Origin of the sequence: Pseudonocardia thermophila, assembly GCF_900142365.1 — a bacterium.
Taxonomy (GTDB): Bacteria; Actinomycetota; Actinomycetes; order Mycobacteriales; family Pseudonocardiaceae; genus Pseudonocardia; species Pseudonocardia thermophila.
In genome coordinates this window covers 338,494-357,759 of record NZ_FRAP01000002.1, presented here as the reverse complement: position 1 = coordinate 357,759, position 19,266 = coordinate 338,494, and the positions used below count along the sequence as shown (strand labels likewise).

The following is a 19,266-nucleotide window of genomic DNA, read 5'->3' as shown; positions in this document are numbered from 1 at the left end:
GGCGGCAGGGGCTACGCCTCGACGGGCCGCGCTGCGACCCGGCCGACGAACTCGCGGACCTCGGTCGCGACCAGCTCGGGATGCTCGTAGGGAGCGAGGTGCCCGGCCTCGGCGAGCAGGACCAGCCTTCCGCCGGGCATCGCGAGCACGTCGCCGATCAGCGCGTCCCGCGGGGCGACGGTGTCCCGCCCGCCCAGGACGTAGCAGACCGGCACCGTCATGCCGGGCAGCTCGTCGAGCATGCTGGTGAACACGCCCGCGCCGTACCAGCGGCGCCAGAACGCCTCGCTGACCGCGCCGGTCATGGTCTGCTGCACATCGGTCGTGCGGGCCGGATCGAGCGAGATGAACTCGACGACGTGCCGCACCGCATCGGGATCGGCCCAGGAATCGTGCAGCTGCGCCATGAACGGGTCTCCCGGCTCGGTGCCACCCGCGTTCCACGGCATGAACGCCATGACGGACTCGACCCGTTCGGGGACGTCGAGCCCGAGGCGGACGCTGACGCTGCCGCCGAACGACAGCCCGACGGCGACGAACCGGTCGAGGCCGAGCTCGGTGACGGCGTCGATCACGGGCCGGGTGATCGCGGCGAGGCTCGACCCGTCGGCGGGGGCGTCGATCGAACCGGCGTGCCCGGGCAGGTCCATGGCGATGCACCGGTAGCCGTCGAGGAGCGGGATCACCCCGTCCCAGCACCGGGTCGAGCAGCCGAGGCCGGGCAGGAGGAGCAGCGTGACCGGACCGGCGCCGTGCACCTCGTAGTGCATCCCGTTCGTGGTGGTGGGCATGGGCGTCCTCTCTCGTCGCGGTTGCGGGCGGGCAGCACCGGCGCTCCCGGCGGGACCGGGGTCCGGGCGAGGTTCATGACCATGGCGAGCGTCGTGTAGTAGCCGGCGGTCACCACGAGCTCGACGACGCCGCGCTCACCGAACTGCGCCACGGCGCGCTCGTACGTCCGCTGCGCCACGTCGTTCCCGCGCAGCGCCTCGGTGACCAGGTCGTACGCGGCGACCTCGGCGTCGGTGAGCCCGGTGGGCCGCTCGTCCGCCGCGATCGCGGCGATGACCTCGTCGGGCAGCCCGGCGGCACGGGCGAGGGGCTCGTGGTGCGCCCACTCGAAGCCCTGGTCGCGGTGGCGCGCGACGAGCAGCACGGCCAGCTCGAACACCCGCGCGGGTAGCCCGCAGCCGAACCGCAGGTACGCGCCGAGCGCCTGCAGGTGCTCCGCCGCCTGCGGGCTGTGCAGCACCGGCACGAACGGACCGCCGAGCCGGCCGCGCGGGCCCGCGACGATCCGCTCTGCGACGGCGCGCTGCTCGGCGGTCAGCGCGTCGTCCGGCAGCGGCGGCAGCCGATCGGTGCTCACGAGCCGACCGCCGCACGACTCGGCCGCAACGGGACCACCGGGACCGCAACGGCCACGGTGTTGCGCAGCGCGCCGAGGCCCTCGACGGCGGCCACCACCTCGTCGCCCGGCCGCAGCCAGGGATAGGCGTCCTCGCCGTGGGTGCGGGAGAGCTCCAGGATGCAGCCCGTGCCGCAGGTGCCCGAACCGATGACGTCGCCCGGCCGGACCTCGGTGCCGCGGGAGGCGTAGGCGATCATCTCGCCGAACGACCAGTACACGTCCGCCCACGACGCCCGCGCGTACTCGACGCCGTTGACGTGGCAGGTCATCCGCAGTCGGTACCCGTTGCCCACGCGCAGATCGGCGATCTCGTCGGGGGTGACGAGGTACGGCCCGAGCCCGGTGGCGGTGTCCTTGCCCTTCACCGGGCCCAGCGACAGGGTCATCTCGCGCTGCTGGACGTCGCGGCCGCTCCAGTCGTTGAGCACGCAGTAGCCGGCGATCAGCTCCTCAGCGGCCTGCGGGGTCAGGTCCCGACCGCCACCGCCGAGCACGGCGGCGACCTCGAGCTCGAAGTCGAAGCACTCGGTGCCGGGGGTCATCGGCACAGGGCCACTGCCGAGCACCGCGTACGGGTTGGAGAAGTAGAAGACGGGCAGCTCGTACCAGGCCGGGTCCATGTCCAGGCCGCGCCACGCACGCCCGGCGCGGACGTGCTGCTCGAACGCGTAGAAGTCGCGCACGGTCGGCGGCTCGGCGACCGGTGCCAGCGGTACGACGTCGGCGAGGGCCACCGCCTCGCCTGCGCGCAGTGCTGCGGCCCCGGCCTCGTGCAGCGCCTGCCGCCCGGCCCGCAGCAGCGGCAGCAGGTCGGTCACCCCGTCGACGACGCGCACGACGTCACCGTCGACCACGCCCACCCGGGGCGCCGGTTCGGCCGCGAACCGCACGAACTTCACGGCCGCACCTCCTCGGCCACGGTGACGGGGGCGCCGGCGACCCGCTGCTCCTGCGTCCACGCCCGGTAGCCGGGTTCGGTGTACCCGGTGTCGCCGTGGCGCTCGACGGACTCGCGGACCCGGCGGAGCAGTTCGTCGGGATCGGTCTCGATGTCGATGTGCTCGACGAAGGGCTGCCGTGCCCGCAGGCCGGTCTGCCAGTACACCTCGCACCGGTTGCCCTCGGGGTCGTAGAAGTAGACGCCGATCGCGTTGCCGTGCGACACGATCATGTCCAGGCGGACCCCGTGCTCCCGGAAGCGGCGGTGGAACCCGATGACGTCCTCGAGCCGTGCGCACCGGAACGACACCTGCTGGATGAGCTTGGCCTCCTGCGGCACGTTGCGCCCCTCGGCGAGCAGCAGTTCGTGGTGCTCGGTCTCCGGCCGCGCGGACAGGAACCAGATGCCGAGTTCGTCGTCGTGATCGGTCACCGCCAGGCCGAGCACCTCCGTGTAGAAGGCCAGCTGGCGGGCCAGATCGTGGCAGCGCAGGCCGACGTGGCCCAGCTCGGCCACGCGCGGCGTCGGGGTGGTCACTCGCTACCTCCGTGTTCTGCTGTCCAGAATGTGTTCCGACCGTAACCACTGGTCGTCCGGCCCGTCAACGCCCGTCCAGGCTTGACATGATCTGCTGAACGGAATCTATTCTTCTCAGCAGAACAACGCTGAGGGTGAGGAGGCGCGATGACCACCGCAGGTGCAGTGCCGGACGAGGAGGCAGCGGACGAGCAGACCGCGGCCCGCCTGGCGGACGAGCTGCGCAGGCGACGACGCCGCGTGGTCGCGGTGCTCGGGCTGCCCTCGCTCGCCTGCAGCGTCGCTCACCTGGGCCTGGTCGCGTTCGGGCAGGACGTCCTGCGGGAGCCGGTGCCGGGCGGGCTCACCGTGGACTGGATCGTCGCCGCGACGATGCTCGTGCTGCCGTGGGCCGTGTGCGCCCTGTTCGCGAGGGCCGCGCACCACCGCCTGGACGCGCTGCACGCGGGCGCGGCGGTGCCCCGGTGAGCGGGCGGACGATCGCGCTGCTCCTGTTCGCCGCGCTGGCGCTGGCCGGGCTGATCCTGACCTACCTGGCGGGCCGGCGCAGCCGCACGGCCGGAGAGTTCTGGGCAGCAGGCGGCGGGATCAGCCCGACCCGCAACGCGATCGCGACGCTGGGCGATCTCATGTCCGGCTCAGCGCTGCTCGGCGGCATCGGCCTGATGTTCCTCGTCGGCTACGACTCCCTGCTCTACCTGGTGCTTCCGCTGCTCGCCTGGATCCCGGTGATGCTGCTGGTGGCCGAGCGACTGCGGAACCTCGGCGAGTACACGCTGACCGACGTGCTGGTCCGGCGGTTCCGGTCCGGGTCGTTGCGCACCGTCCTCGCGGTGTCGACGCTGGCGATCTCCGGGCTCTACCTGCTGGCGCAGGTCGTGGTCGCCGGGAACCTGTTCACGCTCCTGTCGGGCACCGGCTACCCCGTCGCGGTCGTCGTCACCGGCGTGATCATGGTGGCGTACGTCGGGCTCGGCGGGATGCACGGCGCCACGGTGATCCAGGTCGTCAAGGCCGTGCTGCTCATCGGCGTGCTGGCGGGGTTGACGGTGCTGCTGCTCGTGCGGTTCGGCGGCGACGTCGGCGGCATGGTGGCCCGGGCGGTCGCGCCGGCTGGCGGTCTCGACCCGCTGCGGCCCGGGAACCTGCTGAAGGACCCGTGGGACCTGCTCTCGGTCGCGCTCGCCGGCACGCTCGGCGTGGCCGGGCTGCCGCACGTCATGATGCGCATCTTCACCGTCCGCGACGCCGTGCACGCCCGCCGGTCGGTCACGGTCACCGTCGCCCTGCTCACGGTCGCGACCGTGCTCATCGCGTTCGTCGGGCTCGGGGCGAGCGCGCTGCTGCGCAACGAGACGAAGGAGCTGGCGGCGAGCGGCGGGAACCTGGTCGCGCCGCGGCTGGCGGAGCTGCTCGGCGGCGCGCCGACGCTCGGGATCGTCTCCGCCATCGCGTTCGCCACGGTGCTGGCGGTCGTCGCGGGCTTGCTCGTGAACGCGTCGAGCGCGGTCGTCCGGGACATCTGGCCCAGCCGCGCCGGCGACGAGGTGCGCCGGGCGAAGCGCACCACGGTGGCGATCGGCGTCGTGGTCGTCGTGGTGGCGATCGCGCTGGGACCGACGTTCAACGCCACGCTGCTCGTGACGCTGGCGTTCGCCGTGGCGGCGAGCGCGAACGTCCCGGTGCTGCTGTTCACGCTGACCTGGCGCCGGTTCACCACCACGGGCGCGATCACCGGGGTGCTCACCGGGCTCACCGCCGCCGTCGTGCTCATGCTGCTCGGCCCGACGCTGTGGCCGGGCGAGCACCCGCCGATCAGCCTCTCGGCCCCGACCCTCATCGCACTGCCGCTGGGCGTACTGGGTTGCGTCGTCGGCACCGTGCTGTCCAGGCGCGCACCGGCAGGCGACTTCGCGGCGATCCAGATCGAGTCCGAGCTCGGTCGCGGAGCGCGGGCGACGGCGGAGAGCGCGCGATGACGGAGGCGGCCAAGCGGCGCGCCGCCCAGCTGCGCGCCATGCCGGTGACCCGGATGCTCGACTACGGCATGGACCACTGGGACGCCGTGCACCTGGCGGAGTCCCCGGTCCAGACGCCGTGGCACGAGACCGCGGCCGGCCTCGCAGAGGCCCAGCTCGACCGGGCCCGGGCCGCGGCCGATCGCGGTGACGTCGAGACCGCGGCGGCGGGCTACCGGCGGGCTGCGGCGGCGTTCGTCTTCGCCCAGATGGAGTTCAACACCGACGTCCCGGCCAAGCGCGCGCTCTACCGGCGACTCGGCGAGGCGTACCGGGCGGCGGCCGAGCTCGATCCCGACCTGCGGGTGGAGCGGCTGGAGATCCCGTTCGGGCCCGGCCACTGCTATGCGTGGTTCGTCGGGCCGCGCACCGGACGCCCCGGCCCGCCTGTCGTCATCGTCGGTGGACAGAGCGGCTGGGGCCCGGCGTACCACCGGCAGGCCGAGGCGCTCGTCCGCCGCGGGCTCTCGGCCGTCCTGCTCGAGGCACCCGGGCAGGGCGAGACCCGGCTGTTCGGCGGGCTGCACCTGGACTCGCGGGTCGACGCGGCGTTCGGCGTGACCCTCGACCTCGTCCGTGAGCGCACCGGGCACCCCGGGCCGTACGGGGTGTGGGGCAACAGCTTCGGTGGACTGCTCGCCGCCCGCGCCGCCGTGCACGATCCGCGGTTCGGGGCGTGCTGCATCAACGGCGCCACCGCCCGTCCTGAACCGCTCCCCTTCCGGGCGGCGAGCGAGCAGACACTGGCGCTGCTCGGCGTCGCCACGGTCACCGAGGCAGCGGCGGTGCTGCGCACGCTCTGGCTCGACCCGGCCACCGACCAGACGGCGGCCGACGTGCTCGTGCTGCACGGCGGCGTCGATCCGCTGGTCACGCTCGACCAGCAGAAGGTCTTCCTCGACCTGTCCCCCCGCTCCACGATGCGGATCTGGGAGGACGGCGAGCACACGATGTACAACCACTCGGCCGAGCGCACGGAGTTCGTGTGCGACTGGTTCCGCGCCCGGCTCGGCCGTTCTCCCGCACCCGACGAAGGAGCCCGCCCATGACCGATCTTGATGCCGACGTCCTCGTCGTCGGGTACGGCCCGGTCGGGCAGAGCCTCGCCGGCCTGCTGGGCACGGCCGGGCACCGCGTCATCGTCTGCGAGCGGCGGACGGCGCGCTACGAGACCCCGCGCGCGGGCCACTTCGACCACGAGATCATGCGCATCTTCCAGGGGCTGGGTGTCGCGGAGGAGGTGCAGCGGATCGCCGACCCGGCGCGCGTCTACGAGTTCCTCGCCCCGGACGGCACCGTGCTCTCCCGGCTGCCGCGGCAGTGGGCAGCGCCGTCCGGCTGGGAGGCGTCGTACCACTTCTACCAGCCGGAGCTGGAGGACGTCCTGGATGCGGCGGTCCACGCGATCCCCGAGGTGGACGTGCGGTTCGGCACCACCGTCACCGGGCTGCGCCAGGAGCGCGACCACGTCGTGGCAGAGCTGACCGACGGCGGCACGCTCACCGCGCGGTTCGTGGTCGGGGCGGACGGCGCGGGCAGCACGGTGCGGGGCTTGACCGGCATCGCGTCGGCGGACCTCGGGTTCCGGGGCGACTGGCTGGTCGTCGACGTGCGGCCCCGCGAGGGCGCGCCGGTGCCCGACATCCCGGACACCGGCCAGGTGCTCGACCCGGCCCGGCCCAACCACATGGGGCGGGTGGCGCAGCGGTACCTGCGGTGGGAGTTCATGCTCGTCGACGGCGACGACCCGGAGGCGATGGTGCGGCCCGACCGGGTGTGGGAGCTGCTGCGGCCGTGGATCGGGCCCGACGCGGGCGAGCTGATCCGCCAGACCGTCTACACGTTCCGGTCGGTCGTCGCCGAGACGTTCCGGGCCGGCCGGGTGTTCCTCGCCGGCGACGCCGCCCACCTCATGCCGCCGTTCCTCGGGCAGGGCATGTGCTCGGGCATCCGCGACGCCGCGACGCTGAGCTGGCTGCTCGACCTCGTGCTGACCGGGGCCGCCGGCGACGCCCTCCTCGATCTCTACACCGCGTCGCGCCGGCCGCACGTGCTCGCCTACATCGAGGAGTCGGTGAAGGTGGGATCGATCATCTGCGAGACCGACCCCGGCCGCGCCGCCGCACACCGGGAAGCGATGCGCGCAGCCACCGAGGTGCCGCCGCCGTTCCAGCCACCGGTCGGGGCCGGGTTCCGCGCCGGAGATCTGCTCGCCGGCCACCTGGCCGTGCAACCGCTGCTGCGCACGAGCGACGGGAAGGCCGAGCGGTCCGACGACGTGCTCGGCCGGGGCTTCACCCTGTTCTGCCTGGCCGAGCTCGATCCGGCGAGCGCTGCAGCGGTGACGGAGCTCGAAGGGACGATCGGGCTGCGGCACGCGGTGATCGAGCCGGGCCACGTCGTCGAGGACGGTTCGACCCTGACCGACAGCATGACGGCGGCGGGCGTGGTGGCCGTGTTGGTCCGGCCGGATCACTACGTGCTCGGGTCGGCGGTGTCGATCGACGGGGTCGCCGGTCTGCTGGCCGATCTGCGTTCACTGCTCGAAACCGGCACGATGCCGTTGGAAACAAGCCGGCACGATGTCGTTGGAAACCGTTAGAACACTTGTTCGAAATCGGGTTCGCGGATAACCTTGCCGCCCGGGTGCGCGCGTGCGAGGAGGAGAACACCATCGCCGCCCGGCAGGCCACGGCGATCCTCGAGCTCGCTCGGGAGTTCGCGGCCGCAGGTCTCCGCCGGGATCACCGAACCGCGCCAGATCGAGAGGATCCTCACCCACGACGTCGGAGTGGCCTGCCGGGTCTCGGCACACCGGGGCGGGGTGCGGGTGCGGACCGCCCGGGATCTGCCCGACGGGCACGACCGGGTCCGGCACTGTTCGCCGCCGGGGTGCTGAACGAGCAGAAGATCGCTGCCATCACCACCCGGCACAGGGCTGTGCGCGTTCCACAACTACCTGAAAGAGATCCGCGACCACCGCCACGGCAGCCACTCACCGAGCCGAGCACCGCGAACACGATCACCGGGACGCCGCGACAGCCCGAACCGGGACGGCTCCACACGACCCGCGCGCACCGACACCGACCCGGTCGACGAGCGACGTACCGAACACTGCGCGATGAACCATCGTGGCAACGGCACCACAAGCAGTCGACCACGTCCACGACCGGCGGGGAGGCACGCAGAACGAGATCCCAGCCGAGCGACGCCACCGCAACCGCACTATCCGAGAGATCCCCACGCCCAACGGGCACGCGCTCCGCAAACAGCCACCCGGCCAACTCGCGGTGCGAGAGGCGACCACCCCGCCCGGTCGCGATCGACTTCGGACCGAGCGGGGCGGGCCCAGCGATCAGGCCCCCACGGCCGTCAGTGCCGCGATCCGCCCGAAGCAGAACGCCTCCGACAGGTTCGCCCCGTCGGCCGGGTAGAGCATCCCGACCGGCTGACCGAGCTCACCGGCGGCGTAGAGCCCCGGGATCGGCTCGTCGTACGGGTCGAGCACCCGGCCCGCTGCGTCGCGGCGCGGGCCGCCGCAGGTGTTGGAGCCACCCGGGTACAGGGGGACGACGTAGTAGGGAGGGGAGTCGAGGGGGATGAGGGTCTCGGGGGCGCGACCGAAGGGGTCGACGCCCGCCGCGCAGGCGGCGTTGTACTCCGCGACCGTGCGGGCGAGGGCTTCCGGGTCCTCCATGCCGGCCGCGGCAGCGGCCTCCTCCGGGGTGTTGCCGCGGGCGATCCAGCCGCGCTCGATCTCGGCGGAGTTGTCGGGACTCCAGTCGTAGAGGCCGACCTTCACGGCGCCGATGTGGCTGAGGGTGAGCGGACCTGCGGTGCGGCGGCGCTCGTCGAACACCCACCAGCTGGGGATGCGGCTGTAGGTGGCGCGGTCGTAGTCGTAGCGCAGCATCTCGTAGTAGAAGCCGTGCAGCAGCTGCGCCTGCATGGTCTCGTTCGCGTAGCGCTGGCCGCCGCGGTCGACGATGACGTGGCCGGGCGGGTTGATGTCGATGATGAAGTTCAGCCAGCCGCCCTCGGCGGACTCCAGCGGGAAGTGGCCGATCGCCCGGCCGATCATCGTGTTCATGTGCCACAGCCCGGCGCCGGCGGCCTGGGCCATGCGGACGCCGTCGCCGGTGTTGCCGGGGTTGCCGTAGAAGTGGACCGGATAGGCGCGCAGGTTGTCGCGCTTCAACTCCTCGTCGAACTCGTAACCCCCGCACGAGAGGATCACGCCCTTGCGGGCGCGGATCGGCCCGGAGTCGGTGGTCACCCCGACGACGCGACCGTCCTCCACGATGAGCCGCTGCACCGGCGTTGCCCATCTAACGTCGATTCCCCGCTCGTGCACGGCGGACGCGACCGCGGTGAACAAGGCGTCCCCGCCGCCGGCCGAGGGGTCGAGCCGGAACGCGGCCTCGCCCGGCTGGTGGACACCGATGGCGTCGGCGCCGGGCAGCTCGGGGTGCTCTGCGGTGTTGATGCGGGAGAAGGTGAGGCCCGCGGTGGTGCGCAACCAGTCGAGCACACCGGCGGCTGACTCCGCCCACGCCCGCGTGACCTCGGTGGGAACCATCCCGCCCGCGCACGCGTCCAGGTAAGCGGCACCCTTCTCGGCATCGTCGACGGCCATGACGAGCCCGCCGGACATCCGGGTGCTCGGCGTGTGCGCGTCCGCCGCCTGCTTCTCGCAGACGACCACTCGCGCACCCGCGTCGTGCGCGGTGATGGCGGCCGCGGCCCCCGCTCCACCGAACCCGACGACGACCAGGTCGACCTCGCCCATGAGCACACCTCCGTCGTGAGAAAACTAGCGACGCTTATCGTGCCCCATTCCACTCGATCACGACATGCGCCCACGGTGGTCCATCCGGGTTCTGTCGACCGGTTTCCGCAGGTCCACCGACCCTGATCCCCAGGCCCTGCCTCAGGACTTGATCCCCAGGCCCTGCCTCAGGACTTTGGCCCGGTTGCAGTCGCATAGGGCGAGTGCTAAGTAAGAATTAGCACTCGGACTTCGCGAGTGCTAGGCGGGCGGCTGCGCGCCCTGCGGGCGCCAGGTCGACGGGGGTGCTGGACACGATCGGGCAGCACTCGTCGCGCGCCGATCCGGCTGGGAAGTGCGGTCATCGTGAGCGTGGGAGGGGGACACCACCATGGCGAAGCTGGTCGCATCGCACCGGCGCCCACAGTCGGGCACGCCCGCACACCCCGGCGCAGGCCACCGATTGTGCTGACGTCCGGGACACCGACGTCCTGATCCGTACCTCGGGCCCCTCCGCCCCCGTCTCGGGTATCCGTGTCCCCGGACCCGAGGCCCTCCTGCTGTCGTCGAGCGGCGGACCCGTCGCGCCGCCGACGCCGTCGCGCTCCCTCCGGTCGAGCGCGCGCGTCGCCCGGGTCCGCCCATCCCTCCGGACCGTCCGCAGAGGAGCAGCTGCATGACCCACCCGTCCCTGACGTTGCCGAACCTCGCCGCCGTGCCGCCGGGCCCCACCGAGTCCGCGCCGCTCCCCCGCCCGTCCGGCGGCGGTGTGCTGCTGTCCCGCCTGCTCGAGATCGGCCGGCTCACCCCGCTGCAGGCGGTCGCCGTCGCCGCCGACGTGCTCACCGAGGCGACGGGACGGACCGGCGTCCGCGGAACGCTGCGCCCCGAACAGGTGCGCATCGGCATGCACGGCCGGGCCCGCCTGACGACCGGCGACGACGAGACCGCCGGGGACGGTGCCGATCAACTCGACGATCAACCCGACGACCTACCCGACCTCACGCCCGTCCTCGCCGCTCTGACGGACGCCGCACACCGCTCCGCCCCGTACCCGGGCGCGGTCGCCCACCTCGCCGCGCTCGACAAGGCCGGCCGCATGGTCGAGGACCGGACGGCCGAGGCGCTGCGCGACGCCGCGGTGGCCCTGCGCTCGGCGGCCGGACTGGACATCGACACCGCCCGCGTCGAACTCGCCCGGCTGGTCGCGGTCGCCACCGGCCACCGCGTCCTCCGCCCGGCCGCGCCCGTGCGCGTGGTGAACGCGCTCCCGAAGCGCCCGCTCATCCCCCGCGGGCTGCCGAACCCCGCCGCGCTCGCCCGCTCCGTCTTCGCTCGCACCTGGCGGTGGGGGGTCTCGTTCGCCGTGGTGGCCGTGGTGGTCATGCTCGAGATCGTCCTGCTCCAGGACAAGATCAACCGGGACGTCGAGCTGCTGCTGCAGGCCGGCCGCACCGGCACCGTGGACACCTCCGCCGACGAGCCCGAACTGCCGCCGGTGGACCCGCCGGCCCCCGCGGCCGCCGGTCCGATCACCTCGGTCGGCCTCCGTGCGCTGCAGCCGTGCAGCCCCGGCGAGGACTGCGAGGTGGGGCTGCGCGTGATGCTCGCGCCGCGACCCGAACCGCAGGTCGTCAACTGGACGTTCCAGGTCGTCGACCGCTGCACCGGCGAGACGACGCAGCTGCCCGGCGGCACCCTCACGGTCCCGGCGGGCGGTGACCGCGTCGACGCGGTCGACACGGTGCCGCTCCCGCCCGGCTCCGCTTCCGCTGTGCTGGCCGTGACCGGCGCCCCCGCGGAAGCGGCCAGCGATCCGGTCCCGATCCCGGCCGACGGCGGCACCTGCACGCCGGCCGAACCGGCCCGCTGAGCCGTGGCGAGGAGAGCGCCTGTGCTGCGACGCAAACGGACCAACCAGAAGAAGCCGCTGCTGGTGGCGGGCAGTGAGCTGCCCGCCCTGCTCGCCCGTCCCCACCGCCGCGACCACAGGGGGGTCACGTTCGACCTGCTCGCCGTGGTCGCGGCGCTCGTGCTGGTCGGGCTCGGGCTGGCCAACCTCGTCGTGTCCGACGGGGCGCCGATGGCGCTGCGCCAGGCGGTCGTCGCCGTCGCCGGCGTCGTCGTGCTCGCACTGTTCTGGCGGTTCCGGGTGCGTCTGCTGACCGTCCTCGGGGCGGTCAGCTACGTGCTCGCCGTCGCGCTCATGGGGGTCGTGGCCGTCGCGGGCGTGACCGCGAACGGCGCGACCCGCTGGATCGACATCGGCCCGTTCACCTTCCAACCCTCGGAGCTGGCCAAGCTGGGCCTGCTCGTCGCGCTCGCCGGGGTGCTCGGCTCGGCCCGCCCCGACTGGCAGCGCCTGGTCCTCGCGCTGGCGCTGGCCGCCGTGCCGATCGCGCTGACGCTGCTGCAGCCCGACCTGAGCACCGCCCTGGTGATGATCGTCCTGACGGTGGCGATGCTCGTCATGGGCCGGGTCCCCGGCAAGCTGCTGCTCCCGCTGCTCGCCGCCGCGGCACTGCTCGCCCCGCTCGGCGTCGGCCTGCTGCGCCCGCACCAGATGCAGCGGCTGGGCAGCTTCCTCGTCGGCACCCAGGAGTCGCCCACCGGGGCCGGGTACGCCGTGGAGCAGGCGCGGATCTCGCTGGGCTCCGGCGGCCCGTTCGGCTGGTACGGCAACCCGCTCGCCGAGCTGCGCGCCCGGTACCTGCCCGAGCGTGAGACCGACCTGGCGCTGTCCGGGGTCGTCGAGCAGTTCGGACTGGTCGCCGGCGGCATCGTCGTCCTCGCCGCGATCGTGCTGGTCTGGCGCATCGCGCTCGCCGCCCGCCAGGCCCGCAACGCCCACGGCGCGCTGGTGTGCGCCGGCCTCGCCGTCCTGTTCGGCACCGAGACGCTGGTGTCGGTCGGCGGCAACCTGGGCCTGCTGCCGCTCGCCGGCATCCCGTTCCCGCTGCTCAGCTACGGTGGATCGGCGCTGCTGGTGAAGCTGGCCGCGCTCGGTGTCGCGCTCGGCATCCGCCACGACGGCGCCCGCAAGCGCATCTGGGCGCTCGGCCTCCGGCGCCGCAACCGGCCCCGGCTCGTCCGCGCCGTCGCGCTCGGCACCACCGCGGTGCTGGCCGTCTTCAGCGCCTACGGGGTGAACCTGCAGGCCGTCCACGGCCCCGAGCTGCTGGCGGCCGCCGAGGACCAGATGACGCGGTGCATCCGCATCCCCGCGCAGCGCGGGGCGATCACCGACCGGCACGGCACCCCCGTCGCCTTCAGCACGGTCGACGCGCCCGACGGCGTCGACGAGGTCATCGCGGTACCGGCGCTGCTGCGCACCCGACCCGACGACGTGGCCCGCGTCGCCGCGCACGTCGGGCGGCCGGCCGAGGAGGTGCAGGCCCAGCTCGACGCGGTCCCCGCCACCACGCTCTCGCTGAAGCTGGGCGAGGTCCCGCACTCCGTCGGCGCCCACGTCGCGGCCGCGGGCATCGACGGCGTCATGGTGGTCCCCGAGGCGCGCCGCTACTACCCCACCGGCTCGCTGCTCGCGCCCGTGCTCGGCTTCGCCGGCGTGGCCACGGAGAAGGAGACGCAGCGCTGGCCGGACCTGCCCTCCGGGGAGATCGTCGGCCGCGCCGGCCTGGAGCTGCAGTACGACGCGGTGCTGCGCGGGGTCAACGGCCGCCAGTGCGTGTACGTCGACCCGACCGGTGTCCCGGTCGCGATGGGCCCGCGCTACGACCCGGTGCCCGGCTCCGACCTGCGCCTGTCGATCGACCTGGGGCTGCAGCGCCGGCTCGGCGAGAGCCTGCAGGCCGCGATGCGGGCGCAGTCCAACCCGAAGGCGGTCGGCGCGGCCCTCGCGATGGACGCACGCACCGGTCAGGTCCTCGCCATGGCGAGCGTGCCCTCCTACGACAACAACGCGTTCGGCCCGCCGCCGGACCCGGGGGAACTGCAGGCCATCGCCGAGAACCCGAACCGGTCGATGCGCAACGCCGCGATCCAGGCCGCCGTGCCGCCCGGGTCCACGTTCAAGCTGGTGGTGGCCGCCGCGGACGCCGTCGACCCGGTGATCCCGCCCGAACAGGTCATCCCCACCGGCGCGGACTACACCGTCGGGGGGCACACCTTCCGCAACTGGAAGCCGATGGGCCCGATGGACATGGTCGACTCGATCGCCTGGTCCAACGACGTCTACTTCTACAAGCTCGCCCAGGCCATGGGCCCCGAGCCGATCATCGAGACGGCCCGGGCGCTCGGCGTGGGCGCGGTCAGCGGCATCGACCTGCCCGGGGAGTCGGCGGGCTACCTCGGCACCCCCGAGTCGGTCGCGGAGCGCGGCGGCACCTGGTACGGCGGGTCGACGGTGATCCTCGGCATCGGCCAGGGCTACCTGCTGACCACGCCGATCCAGGTGGCCCGGTGGACCGCCGGCATCGCCACCGGGCAGATGGTCACGCCCCGGCTGGGGCTGGCCGTCGGCACCAGCGGGGGCCCGCTCACGGCGCTGCCGGCGCCGCAACCGACCGCGCTGTCGTTCACGGACGTGCTCGGCCCCGTCCGTGAGGGGATGCGCGCGGTCGTGACCAGCGGCACCGCCACCGCCCTCGGTTCCCTGCCCGCCGCCGGGAAGACCGGGACGGCGCAGGACAACGCACTGGCCGCGGGCACCTACCACAACTGGATGACGGCCGTGGCGCCCCACGACGACCCGCGGGTCGTCGTGACCGCGCTCGTCCAGGGCCCGGGCGGTGGCGCCAACAGCGCGAAGAACGTCGTGGCCGACGGGCTGCGGCACTTCCTCGACCACCAGGGCGAAGTCCTCGCCACCGACCTGCTGCAGTCACCGTAGATCTGGGAGAGACCAGTGATCGAGCTCGGAATCGACCTGGGCACCGCGAACACCATCGTGTGCGACACCGACGCGGGCATCGTGCTCGACGAGCCCTCGGTGCTGCTCCAGGCCGAGGAACCCCGCGGCCACCGCCGGGTGGTGACGGTCGGCCGCGACGCGTCCAGCCTGCTCGGGCGCACCGCGGGCGGCGTCAGAGCGCTCCGCCCCGTCCAGGACGGCGTCATCGTCGACACCGAGTCGGCGGAGACCTACCTGCGGGCGCTCATCCGGCGGGTGGCACCCCGCCCGTGGCAGCGCGCCAGGGTCCGCGCCGTCATCGGGGTGCCGTCGGGTGCGACCCCGCTGGAGCGGCAGGCACTGATCGAGGCCGCCGACGAGGCCGGCATCCGCCGCGCGACGGTGCTGGACGAGCCGGTCGCCGGCGCGGTCGGTTGCGGCATCGACCCGCTCGAGCGGCGGGTGCACATGGTCGTCGACATCGGCGCGGGCACGTCCGAGGTCACCGCCTTCTGCTACGGCGGGGTGCTCGCCACGCGGTCGTGCCGCATCGGCGGCGACGAGATGACCACGGCCGTCGCCCACCACCTGCGCGACCACCACCTGCTGCTGGTCGGCGACCGGACCGCCGAGGCCGTGAAGATCCAGGCCGACCGCGAGCTGGAGCCCAGCATCGTCGTGCAGGGCCGCGACTCCGCGACGAGCCGGCCGAAGCTCGCCACGATCCCGGTCGCCGAGATCGCCGAGGTCATCCGCCCGATCAGCCAGACGATCGTGCAGACCCTCGCCGGATGCCTCGACGACCTGCCGCCGGAGGCCGTCGAGGACATCCTCGCGGACGGCGTCCAGCTGTTCGGCGGGGCATCGCTCACCCGCGGGTTCGACGCGGTCCTGGAGAACGCGTTCGGCTTCCCGGTCAAGCGGGCCGGCAACCCGCTCACCTGCGTCGCCGAGGGCGCGGCCCGCTGCCTGCAGCTGCCGGACGTGCTGCGGGCCTACGGGATCAGCTGATCTCGTCCACCAGGCCCCACGCCAGCGCGCGCTCCACGTCGAGCGCGGTCCCGGAGAGCGCCAGGTAGAGGCAGCGCCAGCGGCCGATCCGCCGGGTGATGCTCACCGTCCCGCCCGCCCCGGGCACCAGGCCCATCGCCAGCTCGGGCAGGCGGAACGTGGTGCCCGGCGCGGCCACCACCCGGCGGGCGAACGACGGCAGCTCCACCCCGGCGCCGACGCACGTGCCGTGCACCCGCACCTCGGCGCGGTCGGCGAGCCGGTGCAGGGGCAGCGCCGCGCCGCCGTGAGTGCGGATCAGGTGCGCGGTCACGAGGTCCGGGGTGGTGCCGAACTCGTCGAGATCGCCGCCGGAGCAGAAGCACGGGCCCGCCCCGTCGACGACGACGCGGGTGATCGTCGGGTCCAGCTCGGCCACCCGCAGCCCGTCCACCAGCGCGTCCCGCAGCTGGCGGCCGTAGGCGTTGCGCCGCTGCGGCCGGTTGAGCGTGATGCGCAGAACAGCGCCGTCGCGGGCCAGCAGGACCGGGTCCGGCACGTCCGGCGGCAGCGGCCGCGGCCCGCGCGCGGTGAGCCAGCGGCGGAACTCCGGCCCCCCGAGCAGCGTCGAGTAGGCCAGCGACTCGGCGTCTAGGGCATCGGGCACCGGCAGCATCGACGACCAGCGCAGCAGCCGGGCCAGCACGAGCGCGGCCTGCGGGTTCTGCACCACCGCCGCGACCAGCGCGTCGACCGCCGCCTCGAGATCGGCGACGGCCACGGTCGCGCGGTGCCGCTCCGGCCCGGTGACGAGCGTGAGGTCGAGCGCCTCCACGACGTCCGGAGCCGGCACGCCGCCGCTGGTGCCGACGACGAGGCGCGGCGTGGCCGCCACCGCCGCGGCGAGCCCGGCCGCGTCCACCGGTCCGTCCAGGTCCACCACCACAAGCGGGTCGACGGGGACCCCACCGGGGCCGAACAACGGCTCCGCCGCGGCGGCGAGCAGCCCCGCCGGGGTCGTGCGCACCACCGCATCCACCACGGACCGCGACGTTAGCCTGAGCCCGTGGCGCGCTGCTCCGAGGAGGTCCGGGTCGCGGACTGGCTGGCCAGCGGGGTCGTGCCGCTGACCGGCCGCGCCGACGGCCCGCCGCTCGTCCCGCCCGGGCACGCCGCGACCACCGCCCGTGAGCTGGCCGGCCGCATCGCCGAGGCCACCGGCGGCCGGGTCCGCGTCGACGGTCCAGCGCTGCTCGGCGAGCGGGCCGCGTTCACCGGGCACACCCGGAACGGCCGCAGCTCCCCCGGCGGCGCTGCCCGCCTGCTGCCCACCGCCGACGGCTGGGCCGCCGCGTCGTGCGCCCGCCCCGACGATCCCCTGCTGTACGGGGCGCTGATCGAGCGCGAGATCGACGGTGACCCGTGGTCCGCGATCGCCGGCTGGCTCGCCGAGCACACCGGTGAGGAGCTGGCCGAACGCGCCGAGCTCCTCGGGTTGCCGGCGGCCCCGATCCGCCCCACCCCGCCCGCTGCACTGCTCACTGAGCTGTCCACTGCACTGCCCACGTGGCCGCCCCGGGATGTGCGCGGCCTGCGCGTGGTCGACTTCAGCGCGCTGTGGGCCGGGCCGCTGTGCGCGCAGCTGCTCGGCCTGGCCGGCGCGGAGATCGTCAAGGTGGAGACGGCCGACCGGCCCGACGGCGCCCGCCGCGGCCATCCCGGCTTCTACCGGCTGCTGCACGGCGGCCACCGCGCGGTCGCCGTCGATCCGTCGACGGCGGACGGACGATCCGCCCTCGCCGCGCTGGTCCGATCCGCGGACATCGTGATCGAGGCGTCGCGGCCGCGGGCCCTGCGCGGGTTCGGCATCGACGCCGAGGCCGAAGTCGCCCGGGGTGCTACCTGGATCTCGATCACCGCCGCCGGGCGGACGAGCAACCGGGTCGGGTTCGGCGACGACGTCGCGGCCGCGGCCGGGCTCGTCGCCACCGACGACGACGGCGGGCCGCTGTTCGTCGGCGACGCCATCGCCGATCCGCTCACCGGGCTGACGGCCGCAGCCTGCGCACTCACCTCGCCCAGCACCGGGGTGCTGTGGGACGTGCCGATGGCGGGCGTCATCGCCGCCACGCTCGACGGCACGCCGAGCCGCCCCGCCCCCGCGGGAGCCGCCCCACCGCGGCACCGCCCGCTCGGCCCGCCCGCCCCGGACCACGGCGCGGACCCGCTCATCGCGCTCGGGATCGGGCACCCGTGCTGATCCGCGACGTCACGCTACCTACCGCCGGGGTCGGCAGCCGTGCCGATTTCCGTGCCGATGACCGTGCCGATGTCCGGGTCGATGTCCGGGCCGATGTCCGGGTCGACGGGCACCGGATCACCGACATCGGTCCGGAGCTGGCCCGCGCCCCCGCAGAGGAGGAGGTCCCCGGCCGCGGCGGCGCCCTGCTGCCCGGCCTCGTCGACCACCACCTGCACCTGCACGCGCTCGCCGCCACCGAGGGGTCGGTGCGCTGCGGCCCGCCGGCCGTCACCGACGCGGCCGGGCTCGCCGCCGAGCTGGCCGCCGCCCCCGCCGACCGGCACGGCTGGGTCCGCGGCCTCGGCTACGCCGAGTCGGTCGCGGGCTTGCTCGACGCCGCCGCGCTCGACCGGCTGCACTCGACCCGGCCGGTGCGGGTGCAGCACCGCAGCGGCGCCCTGTGGATCGTCAACACCGCGGCCGCCCGCGCCCTCGACCTGGACTCCGGACAGCATCCCGGCATCGAGCGCGGCCCGGACGGCACCCCGACGGGGCGGCTCTGGCGCGCCGACGACTGGCTGCGCTCCCGCCTGCCCCCGGCGGCGCCGCCGGACCTCGCCGCCGTCGGTGCCCGGCTCGCCGCGCTCGGCGTCACCGCCGTCACCGACGCCACTCCCGACCTCGACGACTCCGCGCTCACCGCGCTGCGCACCGCCGTCGAGGCCGGAGCGCTGCCGCAGCACGTGCACCTGCTCGGCGTCCCGCTCGGCCGGGAGGTCCAGGGGCCGCGGCTGAGCACCGGCCCGTACAAGCTCGTGCTCGCGGACTCGGAACTCCCGCAGTTCCCCGAGCTCGTCGACCGGGTCCGCGCCGCGCACGCGGCCGGCCGAGCGGTGGCCGCGCACTGCGTCACCCGGGAGGCCCTGGTGCTGCTGCTCGCCGCCCTCGACGAGGCCGGTCACCGGCCCGGCGACCGCGTCGAGCACGGCGCCGTCATCCCGGGCGAGCTGCTCGCCGAGCTGGCCGGCCGCGGCATCCCCGTCGTCACCCAGCCCGGGTTCATCGCCGACCGCGGAGACGACTACCTGCGCGACGTCGAGCCCGCCGATCTGCCCGATCTCTACCGCTGCGCGAGCCTGCAGGCGGCCGGGGTGCCGCTCGCGCTGTCCAGCGACGCCCCGTACGGGCCGCTGGATCCGTGGACCGTGCTGCGCGCGGCGATCCACCGGCGCACCCGGACCGGCGCGGTCGTCGGGGAGCCGGAGCGGCTCTCCCCCGCCGCCGCGCTCGACGGGTTGCTCGCCGCCCCGCAGACCCCCGGCGGGCCGCCGCGCCGGATCGCGCCGGGAGCCGCCGCCGACCTGGTCCTGCTGGATGCCCCGCTGGCGGAGGCGCTCACCGGCTCCGGGATCCGGCCGCAGCTGGTCCTCGTCGGCGGTCGCCCGATCGGGAACCGGCCGTAGCCGCGTGCCAGGCTGTGGACGTCGGGGAACGGACGGAGGAAGACC

The 19,266-nt window shown here is 74.3% G+C and carries 15 protein-coding genes; 9 read left to right on the top strand and 6 right to left on the bottom strand.

Annotation, left to right across the window (positions count from 1 at the left end; genetic code table 11):
• Positions 1 to 11 precede the first annotated feature (11 nt).
• The 4 genes from BUE41_RS04020 to BUE41_RS04005 are packed head-to-tail and all read right to left on the bottom strand — an operon-like array spanning position 12 to position 2,888.
• Entirely contained in the window at positions 12 to 791 is a 780-nt protein-coding gene (locus tag BUE41_RS04020) for an alpha/beta fold hydrolase (protein ID WP_073455457.1), read from the bottom strand.
• Entirely contained in the window at positions 683 to 1,369 is a 687-nt protein-coding gene (locus BUE41_RS04015) for a carboxymuconolactone decarboxylase family protein (protein ID WP_073455456.1), read from the bottom strand. Before BUE41_RS04015 ends, BUE41_RS04020 begins: the two co-directional genes overlap by 109 nt.
• Positions 1,366 to 2,310 (bottom strand): fumarylacetoacetate hydrolase family protein, encoded by a 945-nt coding sequence (locus BUE41_RS04010; protein WP_073455455.1) that lies wholly within the window; start codon positions 2,308 to 2,310, stop codon positions 1,366 to 1,368. The genes BUE41_RS04015 and BUE41_RS04010 overlap by 4 nt, the downstream gene beginning before the upstream one ends.
• Entirely contained in the window at positions 2,307 to 2,888 is a 582-nt protein-coding gene (locus BUE41_RS04005) for a VOC family protein (protein ID WP_073455454.1), read from the bottom strand. Before BUE41_RS04005 ends, BUE41_RS04010 begins: the two co-directional genes overlap by 4 nt.
• A gap of 147 nt (positions 2,889 to 3,035) precedes the next feature.
• Here BUE41_RS04005 and BUE41_RS30650 point away from each other — a divergent pair, with 147 nt between their 5' ends.
• From BUE41_RS30650 to mhpA, 4 genes are read left to right on the top strand one after another with little or no spacing between them, the layout of a single operon-like run.
• The gene (locus BUE41_RS30650) at positions 3,036 to 3,356 is read left to right on the top strand and encodes a DUF485 domain-containing protein (protein ID WP_073455453.1); all 321 of its coding nucleotides are present in this window, start codon (positions 3,036 to 3,038) and stop codon (positions 3,354 to 3,356) included.
• Entirely contained in the window at positions 3,353 to 4,867 is a 1,515-nt protein-coding gene (locus tag BUE41_RS03995; RefSeq protein WP_073455452.1) for a solute symporter family protein, read from the top strand. Before BUE41_RS30650 ends, BUE41_RS03995 begins: the two co-directional genes overlap by 4 nt.
• On the top strand, positions 4,864 to 5,955 hold the full coding sequence (locus BUE41_RS03990; RefSeq protein ID WP_073455451.1) for an alpha/beta hydrolase: 1,092 nt from the start codon (positions 4,864 to 4,866) through the stop codon (positions 5,953 to 5,955). The genes BUE41_RS03995 and BUE41_RS03990 overlap by 4 nt, the downstream gene beginning before the upstream one ends.
• Positions 5,952 to 7,508, top strand: coding sequence for a bifunctional 3-(3-hydroxy-phenyl)propionate/3-hydroxycinnamic acid hydroxylase MhpA (gene mhpA, locus BUE41_RS03985; RefSeq protein WP_073455450.1), 1,557 nt, complete (start codon positions 5,952 to 5,954; stop codon positions 7,506 to 7,508). The genes BUE41_RS03990 and mhpA overlap by 4 nt, the downstream gene beginning before the upstream one ends.
• A gap of 753 nt (positions 7,509 to 8,261) precedes the next feature.
• Here the strand turns inward: mhpA and BUE41_RS03975 are convergent.
• Complete coding sequence (locus tag BUE41_RS03975) at positions 8,262 to 9,695, bottom strand: FAD-dependent oxidoreductase (RefSeq protein WP_073455561.1); 1,434 nt, start codon at positions 9,693 to 9,695, stop codon at positions 8,262 to 8,264.
• 655 nt (positions 9,696 to 10,350) lie between these two features.
• Here BUE41_RS03975 and BUE41_RS03970 point away from each other — a divergent pair.
• From BUE41_RS03970 to mreB, 3 genes are read left to right on the top strand one after another with little or no spacing between them, the layout of a single operon-like run.
• Positions 10,351 to 11,547 carry a hypothetical protein gene (locus BUE41_RS03970; RefSeq protein ID WP_073455448.1) on the top strand — a complete coding sequence of 399 codons (1,197 nt, stop codon included), beginning with the start codon at positions 10,351 to 10,353 and terminating at the stop codon, positions 11,545 to 11,547.
• Positions 11,548 to 11,568: 21 nt separating this feature from the next.
• Positions 11,569 to 14,526 carry an FtsW/RodA/SpoVE family cell cycle protein gene (locus tag BUE41_RS03965; RefSeq protein ID WP_200803749.1) on the top strand — a complete coding sequence of 986 codons (2,958 nt, stop codon included), beginning with the start codon at positions 11,569 to 11,571 and terminating at the stop codon, positions 14,524 to 14,526.
• A gap of 15 nt (positions 14,527 to 14,541) precedes the next feature.
• Positions 14,542 to 15,537 (top strand): rod shape-determining protein, encoded by a 996-nt coding sequence (mreB, locus tag BUE41_RS03960; protein ID WP_143171959.1) that lies wholly within the window; start codon positions 14,542 to 14,544, stop codon positions 15,535 to 15,537.
• Here the strand turns inward: mreB and BUE41_RS31670 are convergent.
• On the bottom strand, positions 15,530 to 16,558 hold the full coding sequence (locus tag BUE41_RS31670; RefSeq protein ID WP_234996944.1) for an enoyl-CoA hydratase/isomerase family protein: 1,029 nt from the start codon (positions 16,556 to 16,558) through the stop codon (positions 15,530 to 15,532). The genes mreB and BUE41_RS31670 overlap by 8 nt on opposite strands.
• 24 nt (positions 16,559 to 16,582) lie before the next feature.
• Here BUE41_RS31670 and BUE41_RS03950 point away from each other — a divergent pair, with 24 nt between their 5' ends.
• Positions 16,583 to 17,776 carry a CoA transferase gene (locus tag BUE41_RS03950; protein WP_073455447.1) on the top strand — a complete coding sequence of 398 codons (1,194 nt, stop codon included), beginning with the start codon at positions 16,583 to 16,585 and terminating at the stop codon, positions 17,774 to 17,776.
• Entirely contained in the window at positions 17,770 to 19,221 is a 1,452-nt protein-coding gene (locus BUE41_RS03945; RefSeq protein ID WP_234996942.1) for an amidohydrolase family protein, read from the top strand. The genes BUE41_RS03950 and BUE41_RS03945 overlap by 7 nt, the downstream gene beginning before the upstream one ends.
• Positions 19,222 to 19,266: the final 45 nt, after the last annotated feature.